Below are 11294 nucleotides of genomic sequence, written 5' to 3' on the forward strand. Positions count from 1 at the left end.
TAAAAGGGGCCTCGGGCCGAATGCCTGAACTGAAAGCCTTCCTCGCCGGCGGCGGTGACATGGGCGCGCTGATCCGTGAACATGATTGGGAAGCGACCGCGCTGGGGCCGATCGGCGACTGGCCGCAATCGCTACGTTCGGCGCTCAGCATCTGCCTCCGCTCGGCTTCGCCGACCGCCATCTATTGGGGACCAGAATTCCGGCTGCTCTACAATGACGAATTCGCGCCCATCCTGGGGCCGCGCCATCCGGGCGCGCTCGGCCGGCCGGCGGCCTCGATCTGGTCCGACATCTGGAGCTTGATCGAGGAACAGTTCCGCGACGTTCTGGAGAAAGGCGAGGTCGTCCACGCGGTCGATGCGATGCTGCCGATGGCGCGCTACGGGCCACCCGAAGAGACCTATTTCAGCTATACGTTGCTGCCGATCGCGGGTGAGGATGGCAGCATCGGCGGCATCCTCAATCAGGCCCGCGACCGGACGACTTCGGTCTGGCAGCGTCGTCAGGACGCGCTGCTGCTGAAGCTCTCCGAGACGTTGCGGCCGCTCGATACGATCGACGCGATCCTGGACGCGGCAGTCGGGCTGGTCGGCGAGGAAATGCAGGTCGGACGCGTCGGCTATGCCGAGATCGACGAAGTGCAAGGCACTGTCTCCATCCTCGCCTGCTGGACCGACGGCAGCATGGCCGACATCAGCGGCACATATCCGCTCGGCGCCTTCGGCGACGCCGTGCACGAAGCGCTTGAGAAGGGGCTTACCGTCAGGGTCGACGACGTCGAGGCCGATCCGGGGAGCGACGACCCAGGCCTGCTGCGGCGCTATGCGGCGATCCAGCTGCGCGCGGGGCTGGTCGTCCCGGTCTTCAGCCACAGCCGTTATCGCGCGGCCTTGTTCGCCCAGCACCATCAGCCGAGACGATGGACCGACGGCGAGGAGACACTGCTGCGCGCCGCCACCGACCGGATCTGGCAGGAGGCGACCCGGGTTCGAGCAGAGGTTGCGCTCCGCCACAGCGAGCGGCGCTACCGCCAGATTTTCGAAGGCGCCAACGATCTCATCTTCACCGCCGATCTCGATCAGAAGCTGACCGACTGCAACCCCGCCGTCGCAGCCGCCATGGGGCTCGCGCCCGAGGCCGCGATCGGGCGCTCGATCCGCGAGTTCGTGTCCGAGGAAGGCTGGGCGCAGACGAACCGGATGCTCAGGCAGAAGCTGGAGCATGGCGGCACCACTCGCCACGACATAGAGGTGAGGGCGCCGGGCGGGAAGCGGATGTACTGGGAGATCAATTCGAGCCTTGCCTATGACACGGCGAACGAGATCGTCGGCCTCCACGCCATCGCCCGGGACGTGACCGAGCGGAAACGTTTCGAGGAGCGCCAGCGACTGCTGGTCAACGAGCTGAACCATCGGGTGAAGAACACGCTCGCGCTCGTCCAGGGGCTGGCGCTGCAAAGCTTCAAGGACGGGCGCGACATGGCCGAAGCGCGCGAGGCGTTCCAGGAGCGGCTGGCGGCGCTCGCCCGCGCCCACGATCTGCTCACCCGCGAGAATTGGGAGGGTGTGACGCTCGACCAGTTGGTCGAAGGCGCGACCGGGCACCAGAACGCGGTCGAGGAGCGGATCAGGGCCGATGGGCCGGACATCAAGCTCAACGCGCGAGCGGCAGTGTCACTGGTGATGGCGCTGCACGAATTGTGCACCAACGCCGCCAAATATGGAGCGCTGTCGGTACCGGGCGGTCATGTCGATGTCGAATGGGTCGTGGAGGATGGCGACCAGCTCAAGCTCCAATGGCGCGAGCAAGGCGGCCCGAAGGTCGAGGCGACGGGACGGCGCGGATTCGGATTTCGCATGATCGAGCGCGCGCTCGCCGCCGACCTGGGCGGCAAGGTCGCCATCGATCTCGCGCCGTCGGGACTGACCTGCGCGATCGAGGCGCCGCTGGACCGGGCGGAGGCGGAGGCGTGACCGCGCGGTCGCTGGCGGGCGTGCGCGTGCTGCTGGTCGAGGACGAAGCGATCATCGCGATGACGGCCGAGGACATGCTCGAGGATCTGGGCTGCGTCGTCGCCGCCACGGCTTCGTCGCAGGCCGAGGCGATCACGGCGGCGGCGGGCGACGATTTCGACATCGCGCTGCTCGACATCAACCTCAACGGCCAAACCAGCCTGGCGGCGGCCGAGGCGCTGCGAACGCGGGGCCGTCCGTTCGTCTTCACCACCGGCTACGGCGTCGCCGGCCGCGGCGAGGAATATGACAACGTGCCGCTGGTGACCAAGCCATATCGGGTCGGCGAGCTGGCCGAAGCTATTCGGAAAGCGCTGGGGCGATAGGCCGCGAAGGCGAACCGGCCTGACAGAATCTACTTGCCCAAAATCCCCATCGCGGCTGTGACCATCGCTTCGGTCGCCGTCGCGATGGTCGGTTCCGGATCCGGCGCCCAATAAGGACTGTGGAGCGAGGGCAGTTTGGAGGCGTCGTCGCCGGCCGCCCGCCATTTGTCCATCGGCACGCCGCCCACCCAGAAGATCAGGCTCTCGATCGACTTGTCGGCGAGATGGTAGCGGCTGAAATCCTCGCCGCCCATCACCGCCGGCGTGGCGATCACGCGCTCGGGGCCGAACCGTTCGGTGAAGAGGGCGGCGGTGCTGGTGGTGAGCTTGTCGGTATTGAAGACCGCCGGCGTATATTCCGCCTCGCGGATCGTCACCACCGGCATCCGGTCCTCCGGCATGCCCGCCGCGATCGCCTCTCCGCGAACGATACGCTCGATGCCGTCGAGCAACAGCCGGCGGGTCTCGTCGCTGTAGCTGCGCACGGTGAGCAGCATCGTCGCCTCGTCGGAGATGATGTTGTGCTTTGCGCCCGAATGGAAGCTGCCAACGGTGACGACCGCTGGGCTCTGCGGATCGTTCTCGCGGCTGACCAGCGTTTGCAGGGCGCCGACGATGCGGGCGCCGAGCACGATCGGATCCCGGGTCGTGTGCGGATAGGCGCCGTGGCCGCCGACGCCCTTGACCGTGATGTCGACGCTGTCGACATTGGCCAGGGCATAGCCGTTGGAATAGCCGACGACCCCGGCGGGAAGCGCGGCGGCATCGTGGAAGGCGATCACGTAAGCGGGCTTGGGGAAGCGTGTGTAAAGGCCGTCCTCGAGCATCGCCTTAGCGCCCTCGCTCGTCTCCTCGCCAGGCTGCAGGATCATCACCAACGTTCCGGACCATTGGTCCCTGGTCGCGGCGAGGCGGCGGGCGGCGCCGACCCAGGCGGTCATGTGCGTGTCGTGGCCGCAGGCGTGCATGATGCCGGTCTCGCCGCCGGCCCGGCTGGTTCCCTTGACCTTGCTCGCATAAGGGAGGCCGGTCTGCTCGACCACGGGGAGACCGTCCATGTCGGCGCGGAGCATGACGACAGGACCCGGTCCGTTCTCCATCTCCGCCACGACGCCTGTCTTGCCGACGCCCGTGGTCACGTCGAAGCCCAGCTTCTTCGCCTCGGCGGCGAGCTTTGCCGAGGTCTTGAATTCCTCCATGCTGAGCTCGGGATTGGCGTGAAGATCGCGATAGAGCGTCAGCAGCGACGGCATGTCGGCGGCGACGGCGTCGCCCAGCGGATCGGCGGAGGCGGGGGTGGCGGTCATCAAGCACAGCAACGCGCCGGCCAGCAAATGGCTTCTCAAGGTCACTTCGTCCCCCTTTTCGATCTCAGCTTTCGGCGCGCTTGGGCACCAGCTCCAGGACGTCGATAGTGGACTCGAAATGGGGATATGGGAAGACCAGCCGCCATTTGTCCTCGCCGACCCGCTCGATGACCCCGGCCATATCGCGTTCCCTGTCGCGGCCATATTGGAGGGCGCGGCTCTCGTCGCCCAGCTGGAGCGTGCCGAGGAAGACCATGCGCTGGCCGACATAGGGAAGGAGCAGGCCGAGCGGCCGCTGCGAGCCGGAAAGCTTGGCGAAGCTCATCAGCCCGTTCTCGATCCGGATCCGGCAGTCGAACGCGGGGTAGGCGACATAATCGAGCAGGCCGGCCGATTTGGCACCGATCTTGAGCGTCCGGCAACGATAGTCGCCCGCAGGTGGATCCTCCCAGGCCAAAGCGGCATCGGGCTGGAGCAACGCGCCTTCCCGGGCGAGCGCGGCGGAATGGCCGGCCGCTTCGGCCTTGTCCAGGCCCCTCACCCAGGCGGTCCGCCATTCGCGCAGGCGGTGGCGGTCGCTGTCGGTGGCGATCGTCCGCCAGTCAGGCGGCGGCGCGGCTCGCGCGGTCCTTCGGCTGTCATCCCCCGCCGCGCACCCGGAAAGCGCGCCGGCGAGCGCCGCGCAAAGGGGAAGAACAACCAGCTTCATGCACCACCTCGCCACCAGCGGTCCCCCCACCAGAGGCGGAGCTTAGTGCGTTGGCGCGATGCCGTCGATGGGCGAAATGGTCGCCGCAACGGGGCAAGCGGCGGAGACGGGGCGCGCCCGCTCCGCCGCGTCCGATCAGCCGAAAAAGGCCTGGTCGAAGGCGATAGTGGCCGCCGGATCCTGATGGTCGTAGCCGCCATATATGGGGCGCCCGTCCGCATAATTGCCCAGATCGCCCAGCATGTCGCCGTAACCCGCATCGGTGATGCGCTCGAAGATGTCGTCGGCCGCGGCGCCGAACTTGTCGACGATGCTGAGCTCGTCGAAATTGCCGAGGATATTGTCGTGCAGCGTCTGGAGCCGCTCCGGAATCGAATCCGCGTCGGTTCCATTGTCGGGCGCATATTTGACGACGCTCGACAACTGGTCTCCGCCCGCCACCAGATAATCGGCATAAGCGATGCCGAGATCGATGAAGGCGTCGTTCACGTTGGTGTTGTAATAGGTGTAATTGTCGTCGAGCTCGTCCCAGACCAGCTTGAACGCATCGGAACCCGAGCCGAGCGCATCGAGCGCTCCCGTCACGCCGCGCTCGGCGATCAGGCCGCTCACCAGCGCGCTGAGGTCGGCGGTCGGCTCGAACTTGAAGTCAAATGCCGCGTCGGCTTCGACGAAGCCGATCCCGTTCACCGGAATGCTGTTGGCGTGCTCGATCAGGTTCGCCAGTGCTTTCGCGGACATTTTCGAGAGTGCTTGTACGGATGGCATGCTTGTTCTCCCCTGCTCTTTTTCGTGCGCGGGAGCCTATGCAGCCAGCAATATCCCCCCGATTCTTTACCTTATCTTGAATCCAGTCTGTCGCAATATGGGATTCCGGATCGTCTCACTGCGATACAGGAGGAGCGGATCGTGCCTTCATTGCGCCGTCCAGCCGCCATCCATCGTGAGGTTGGCGCCGGTGATGGCGGAGGCTTCGTCCCTGCACAGGAACAGCGCCAAGGCGGCGACCTGCTCGACGGTCACGAACTGCTTGGTCGGCTGGGCGGCGAGGAGCACGTCGTTCATCACCTGCTCGCGGGTGAGGCCGCGCGCCTTCATCGTGTCGGGTATCTGATTCTCGACCAAAGACGTCCAGACATAGCCGGGGCTGATGCAGTTCACCGTCACACCGCTGGTCGCGGTCTCGAGCGCGACCGACTTGGTGAAGCCGGCAATGCCGTGCTTGGCGGCGACATAGGCGGATTTGTTGGGGCTGGCGACGAGGCTGTGGGCCGAGGCGGTGGTGACGATCCTGCCCCATCCCTTCTTCTTCATGCCCGGCAGCGCCAGGCGCGTGGTGTGGAAGGCGGCGGTGAGGTTGAGGGCGATGATGAGGTCCCATTTCGCGACCGGGAATTCGTCGACCGGGGCGACATGCTGCATGCCGGCATTGTTGACGAGAATGTCGACGCCGCCGAGCTCCTCGGCGCATCCCCGCATCAAGCCTTCGATCTGGTCCGGCTTCGTCAGGTCGGCGCCATTATAGCCGACACGAACCTTGTGCGCGTCCTCGATGCCCCGGCGGACATTCTCGATCTCGGCCGCGTCGCCGAAACCGTTCAGCATCACGTTCGCGCCCTCGGCGGCGAGCGCGGTCGCCACGCATTGCCCGATGCCGGAGGTGGAACCGGTGACGAGGGCGGTCTTGCCTTTGAGGAACATGGCTTTCCTTTCGTCTCTAATCGTCATCCCCGCGAAGGCGGGGATCCACCTTCTGTGCGGTGGCTATGCCGAAGGATGGATTCCCGCTTTCGCGGGAATGACGGGTGGGTTGCGGGGCGGTTCCCCACTCATTTGCCAAGATCGAAGGCGGCGGTCCTGCCGTCGATAATGTTGCGGGCGAGGAGGGAATCCTTCTTCATCGTCTCGGCGATGGCGGCGCGGCCCTCGGCCCAGTGATGTTCCATGCTGGCGCGGGAGAATTCGAAATCGCGGGCGCCGCCTTCCCAGCCATGGGCGCGATAGATGAGGTGGACGACGTTGACGGCGCGTTCGGCCGAGAGCGCGCGCAGGCGGGCGACGTCGGCGTCATCCTTCATCTCGTCCGGGAGCTTCTTCAGCACCTTGCGGATGATCTCGCGCTCCTGGCGGAGGCGCATCAGCTGGTCCGTCACCTGCCGGGTGCGGCTCGAATAACGTATGTCCTTTTCGCGCGACGCGACGTCCATGATGGTGTGGGGCATGTCGCCCTTGGCGGGAAACAGGTCGACCTGGAAGACGAGCATGTCCTCGCTCTGCCGGTCGAGCACATAGGATAAGGGCGTGTTGGAGACGATGCCGCCGTCCCACCACCAGCAGCCGTCTATCTCGACCGGCGGAAGCCCGGGCGGCAGCGCGCCCGACGCCATGACGTGGCGGGCGTCGAGCCGTTCGTCCCGGGTATCGAAGTAACGGAAATTGCCGGTCTCGACATTCACCGCGCCGACCGAGAGCCGCATCGGCCCCTTGTTGAGGCGATCCCAGTCGACATGGGCGTCGAGCGTCGCCACGAGCGGCGCGCTGTCGTAGAAGCTGAGCGCGCCCTCCGTCCTGGGCTGCGCGAGCATCGGCGGCAGGAGGCGCGGGCGGAAGAAGCCGGGGACGCCAGTGCCCGCGACGAAGCCGGCCGACAGGATATGCATCCATTCGCGCCATTGGTCGCCGCCTTCGAACGGCAGGCTCGGCAGGGCGGCGCTGACGGTCTCCCAGAAGCTTCTGAGCTTCGCCGCGCGGTCCTCGAGCGCGTTGCCGGCGATGATCGCGGCGTTGACCGCGCCGATCGAGATGCCGGCGATCCAGTCGATCTCGATCGCGGTCTCGGCCAGCGCCTCGAACACGCCGGCCTGGTAGGCGCCCAGCGCGCCGCCGCCCTGGAGCACGAGCGCGACCTGTCCCGGCAGTGGAAGCGGGCTGGCGCCGCGGCGCGGGGTTGATGATGCGTCGGCCATGGACGGCCCGCTCTTCGACCAGACGACGCCGCGTTGCAACCCGCCGCGCGTCCGCGCATTGTTGCCCTCGCGAAACAGGAAGGAGAAGCCCGATGCGGTTCGGCGGACGCAGGACGAGCAGCAACGTCGAGAATCGCCGGGGCGCGAGCGGAGGCTTCGGCTTTCCGATGGGCGGCGGTGGGCTGAGGCTTGGCGGAGGCAAGATGGGCTGCGGCGGCCTGGTCGTCATCATCGTCATCGCCCTCATCTTCGGCGTCAACCCGATGCAGCTTCTCGGCCCGACCGACGGCACGCCAACGACCGCGCCGCACGAGCGGAGGCAGGGCGTCACGACGGGCGCGGCGGCGCTGGACACGGAGACCGACCGCTTCATCTCGCAGGTGCTGGCCTCGACCGAGGATCAGTGGGGACGCCTGTTCCAGCAGGCGGGACAAACCTACCAGCCGACCAGGCTCGTCCTCTACGACCGCACCGACCGGTCGGGCTGCGGCATCGCGCAGGCGGCGATGGGGCCGTTCTACTGCCCGGCGGGCCAGGAAATCTACATCGACACCGCCTTCTTCAACGAATTGTCGCAGCGGCTCGGCGCGCCGGGCGACTTCGCCCAGGCCTATGTGATCGCGCACGAGGTCGGCCACCATGTCCAGACCCTGGACGGCACCGCCGACCGGGTGCGGAGCGCGCAGGCGCGGGTGAGCGAGGCGGAAGGCAACACGCTGCAGGTGCGGATGGAATTGCAGGCGGATTGCTATGCCGGCGTCTGGGCTTCGACCGAGCGGGCGGCGCTGGAGCCGGGCGACATCGAGGAAGGCCTGACCGCCGCCGCCGCCATCGGCGACGATACGCTGCAGAAGGCGACGCAGGGTTATGTCGTGCCGGAAAGCTTCACCCACGGCACGTCGGAGCAGAGGATGGAATGGCTCCAGCGCGGGCTCCGGACCGGCGATCCGGCGGCGTGCGACACGTTCGCCGCGTGACGTCTCAGGCGTCCGCCCACCGCCGCAGGAGGTTGTGATAGGTGCCGGTCAGGGAGACGATGGCGGGATCCTCGTCGCCGACTCTTTCGGCGAGGCGGCGGACGGCGAGGTCCATGTCGAGCAGCAAGGTGCGCTGGGCGTCGTCGCGGACCATCGACTCGATCCAGAAGAATGAGGCGAGTCGCTCGCCCGAGGTCACCGGCTCGACGCGGTGCAGGCTGGTCGCGGGGTAGAGGATCAAATCGCCGGCGGGGAGCTTGACCTGGTGGATTCCGTAATTGTCCTCCACCGTCAGCTCGCCGCCTTCATATTCCTCCGGTGCGGAGAGGAAGAGCGTCGCCGACAGGTCGGTCCTGATCCGGCCCGAGCCGTCGGGCAGATAGCGGATCGCGTTGTCGACATGGTTGCCGAAGCCGTGGCCGCCGGCCGCGCGGTAGCGGTTGAACAAGGGCGGGAAGATCGCTTTGGGCAGAGCGGCGGACAGGAACAGGGCGTTGCGGCCTAGGCCGGCGGTGATAGCGGCGCCGATCTCGCGGCCGGCGGCGCTGTCCTGGGGGAGTTGCTCGTTGCGCTTGGCGAGCGCGGATTGCACGCCAGCGGTGGCGCGGCCATCCTCCCACGCCGCGGCCGCGAGCAAGGCGCGGGCATGGCGCAACTGCTCGGGGCCGAGGACGGCGGGGATGGTGACCAGCATGAACTCCAGCCTAGAGCGAGAAAGCAAGCGTCGCCACCGCCGATCGCGCTTGGCCCGGCACGAAATGGCCTCCCGAAACGCTGTCGACATAATCCTCGTCGAAGATGTTGAAGACGTTGAGGCGGAGCGTCACGTCCTTGCTGAAATCATAGGCGATCGTCGCATCGGCGAGCCAATAGTCGCCGACCTCGCGCGTGTTGGCGTTGGAGGTGAAGCGGCTGCCCACATAGCGGGCGCCGCCGCCGATCTCGACGCCGAACGGGAAGCGGTAGGTCGACCACAGGCTGAGGCTGTGGCGCGGCGTGTTGGCGAGCACGTTGCCGACCTCCTCGGGGTCGTTCGAGTCCCGGATCTGGGGATCGAGATGGGTGTAGGCGGCGATCAATTCCCAATTGGGCAGGATGCGGCCGGTGGCGCCGAGCTCGAAACCGTCGACCCTCTGCTCGCCGGCGAGCACCGTCGCCGGCTCGCCGGGCAGGCCGGGGGTGCGGGCGTTGGTCTTCTCGATCCGGAACAGGGCGCCGGTGAGCAGGAGATGGCCGTCGAGGCCGTCCCATTTGGCGCCGACCTCGTAGGTGCGGCTCTTCTCCGGCTTCAAATCGACCAGCGCATCGGAGACGTTCGACGAGGTCAGGCCTTCGAAGGACGGATTGGCCGAGGTTCCGGCGCCGGCATAGAGGCTGAGCGAGGGCGTCGGCTTGTAGGTGAGACCGGCGCGCCAGGAGACGATGTCGTCGGTCCGCGCGAGCGGGGTCGGATCGGGGTCGGTTCGGGTCGGAAGACCGATATAGTCGACCTCGAACCGCTCGTAGCGAAGGCCGCCGGTCAGCAGCCATTGCGGGCTGAGCGTCAACGTGTCGAACAGATAGGCGGCGACAGAATCCGCTTCGGCGCGGGCGGTGAAGCCGGACGGGGCGATCACACCGTCATATGGACGGGTCGGGTCCGGATCGAACAGGTCGGTGGGGCTGGCTTCCTCGATATCGCGGCCGACATTGCGGCTCTTCTCGCGCGAAATCTCGAAGCCGGCGACGAGATCGTGGCGGAGGCCGCCAGTGTCGAACTCGGCGAAGATATTGCTCTGGTTGAGCCATATCTGATCGACCGTGTCGCGTGACTGGCCCTGCGCGCGAATCCGGGTGGTCGTCGAATCGAGGAAGCGCGGCGAGGAGTAGATCGAGTCGCGCGTCGAATGGCCGTAACGGGTGACGTTGGAGACCCGGATGTCGTCGGTGACGTCATGCTCCAGCGCGAAGGTGACGATGTTGGTCACCGTCTCCTCATAGTCGCGGTCCAGCAGGCCGTAATAATTGTCATGATCGACCGGCGCGGGGCGGTTGTGGAAGGGGAGGAGCTCCGGCACCTCGGTCGTGTCCGGCACGAACGGGACGCCGTAATCGGGGACATTGTCCTGATCGAGCCGGTAATAGCTGAGGATGGCGCGGGTCGTGCCGCCGAGGCCGAGCGCGACCGAGGGCGCGATGCCGAACCGCCGTCCTTCGACATGGTCGCGGCCGGGCACGTCGGAATCGTGGTAGAGCAGGTTGAGCCGGACGGCCGCGCCCTCGAGGCCAATCATGTCCTCGCCGATATTGAGATCGCCGGTCACGCGGAGATAATCAGGACTGCCGACGCCGGCCGTTCCCCCGACGAAGGTGTCGCTCCGCGGCTGCTTCGAGAAGAGGTTGATATAGCCGCCGGTCGAGCCGCGGCCGGTCTGGGCGGTGGACGGGCCCTTCACTACCTCGACCTGCTCGACGTTGAACGTGTCGCGCGTATAGCTGCCGAAATCGCGAATGCCGTCGATGAAGATGTCGGTGCGGGCGGAGAAGCCGCGCAGTGTGAGATTGTCGCCGGCCGGGACACCGCCCTCGCCCGCCGCCATGCTGATGCCCGAGACGTTGCGGAGCACGTCGCGCAGGGTCGTTGCCGCCTGCTGCTCGATCACCTCGCGCGGGATGACGCTGATCGATTGCGGCGCCTCGCGGATATCGCCGAGGCGGCTGTTGAGCGTGTTGATGCGATAGCGTTCCCCGGTGACGGTGATGTCGTCGGGGCGGGCGTCATCCGCTTCGGCGGCGGCGGCGGCTTCGACGTCGGCCAGTGCTTCGGCCGCCATCGCCTGCGGCGCCAGCGCGAGTGACGAGCCGCCCGCGAGAACGAGCGCGGCCTTGCGGCAGGAGCGGATGCCGACGGCGGCGATGAAGTGGTTTCGACTGGACATGCTGGCCCCTGTTGTTGCAAATCGTTCGCAGAATTGATGCGGCTGATAATCATTCGCAACAAGGGCTGGCAAGAAGCAA

10 protein-coding genes are annotated in these 11294 nt (G+C 66.8%); 3 read left to right on the plus strand and 7 right to left on the minus strand.

Annotation, left to right across the window (positions count from 1 at the left end):
* Positions 1–20 precede the first annotated feature (20 nt).
* Both ACFQRC_RS07045 and ACFQRC_RS07050 read left to right on the plus strand, forming a co-directional pair.
* Positions 21–1973: an HWE histidine kinase domain-containing protein gene (locus ACFQRC_RS07045; RefSeq protein ID WP_379959367.1), complete on the plus strand. Its 1953-nt coding sequence runs from the start codon at positions 21–23 to the stop codon at positions 1971–1973.
* Entirely contained in the window at positions 1970–2338 is a 369-nt protein-coding gene (locus tag ACFQRC_RS07050) for a response regulator (RefSeq protein ID WP_379959369.1), read from the plus strand. The genes ACFQRC_RS07045 and ACFQRC_RS07050 overlap by 4 nt, the downstream gene beginning before the upstream one ends.
* 29 nt (positions 2339–2367) lie before the next feature.
* On the opposite strand, the gene ACFQRC_RS07055 is transcribed toward ACFQRC_RS07050, so the two are convergent.
* From ACFQRC_RS07055 to ACFQRC_RS07075, 5 genes are all read right to left on the minus strand, one after another.
* On the minus strand, positions 2368–3690 hold the full coding sequence (locus ACFQRC_RS07055) for an amidohydrolase (RefSeq protein WP_379959371.1): 1323 nt from the start codon (positions 3688–3690) through the stop codon (positions 2368–2370).
* Between the two features lie 19 nt (positions 3691–3709).
* A complete protein-coding gene (locus tag ACFQRC_RS07060; RefSeq protein ID WP_379959373.1) occupies positions 3710–4354 on the minus strand; it encodes a DUF4893 domain-containing protein in 645 nt (214 codons plus the stop codon).
* A gap of 135 nt (positions 4355–4489) precedes the next feature.
* Positions 4490–5095, minus strand: a complete 606-nt coding sequence (locus ACFQRC_RS07065) for a hypothetical protein (RefSeq protein WP_379959375.1) — start codon at positions 5093–5095, stop codon at positions 4490–4492.
* A 174-nt stretch (positions 5096–5269) separates the two neighbouring features.
* The gene (locus ACFQRC_RS07070) at positions 5270–6055 is read right to left on the minus strand and encodes a 3-hydroxybutyrate dehydrogenase (protein ID WP_379959377.1); all 786 of its coding nucleotides are present in this window, start codon (positions 6053–6055) and stop codon (positions 5270–5272) included.
* A 128-nt stretch (positions 6056–6183) separates the two neighbouring features.
* On the minus strand, positions 6184–7320 hold the full coding sequence (locus tag ACFQRC_RS07075) for a DUF3734 domain-containing protein (protein WP_379959379.1): 1137 nt from the start codon (positions 7318–7320) through the stop codon (positions 6184–6186).
* Between the two features lie 92 nt (positions 7321–7412).
* On the opposite strand from ACFQRC_RS07075, the gene ACFQRC_RS07080 reads away from it, so the two are divergent.
* A complete protein-coding gene (locus ACFQRC_RS07080) occupies positions 7413–8297 on the plus strand; it encodes a neutral zinc metallopeptidase (RefSeq protein ID WP_379959381.1) in 885 nt (294 codons plus the stop codon).
* Between the two features lie 4 nt (positions 8298–8301).
* Here the strand turns inward: ACFQRC_RS07080 and ACFQRC_RS07085 are convergent, their stop codons facing one another.
* Both ACFQRC_RS07085 and ACFQRC_RS07090 read right to left on the minus strand, forming a co-directional pair.
* Complete coding sequence (locus ACFQRC_RS07085) at positions 8302–8991, minus strand: Fe2+-dependent dioxygenase (protein ID WP_379959383.1); 690 nt, start codon at positions 8989–8991, stop codon at positions 8302–8304.
* Positions 8992–9001: 10 nt separating this feature from the next.
* The gene (locus ACFQRC_RS07090) at positions 9002–11215 is read right to left on the minus strand and encodes a TonB-dependent receptor (RefSeq protein ID WP_379959386.1); all 2214 of its coding nucleotides are present in this window, start codon (positions 11213–11215) and stop codon (positions 9002–9004) included.
* Between the last annotated feature and the right edge of the window lie 79 nt (positions 11216–11294).

The organism is Enterovirga sp. GCM10030262 (assembly GCF_042666435.1).
In the GTDB taxonomy this organism is placed as follows: Bacteria; Pseudomonadota; Alphaproteobacteria; order Sphingomonadales; family Sphingomonadaceae; genus Allosphingosinicella.

Coding starts and splice junctions, on each gene's coding strand:
- ACFQRC_RS07045 (WP_379959367.1), top strand. CDS start 21: ATGCCTGAACTGAAAGCCTTCCTCGCCGGCGGCGGTGACATGGGCGCG.
- ACFQRC_RS07060 (WP_379959373.1), bottom strand. CDS start 4,354: ATGAAGCTGGTTGTTCTTCCCCTTTGCGCGGCGCTCGCCGGCGCGCTT.
- ACFQRC_RS07065 (WP_379959375.1), bottom strand. CDS start 5,095: ATGTCCGCGAAAGCACTGGCGAACCTGATCGAGCACGCCAACAGCATT.
- ACFQRC_RS07070 (WP_379959377.1), bottom strand. CDS start 6,055: ATGTTCCTCAAAGGCAAGACCGCCCTCGTCACCGGTTCCACCTCCGGC.
- ACFQRC_RS07075 (WP_379959379.1), bottom strand. CDS start 7,320: ATGGCCGACGCATCATCAACCCCGCGCCGCGGCGCCAGCCCGCTTCCA.
- ACFQRC_RS07080 (WP_379959381.1), top strand. CDS start 7,413: ATGCGGTTCGGCGGACGCAGGACGAGCAGCAACGTCGAGAATCGCCGG.
- ACFQRC_RS07085 (WP_379959383.1), bottom strand. CDS start 8,991: ATGCTGGTCACCATCCCCGCCGTCCTCGGCCCCGAGCAGTTGCGCCAT.
- ACFQRC_RS07090 (WP_379959386.1), bottom strand. CDS start 11,215: ATGTCCAGTCGAAACCACTTCATCGCCGCCGTCGGCATCCGCTCCTGC.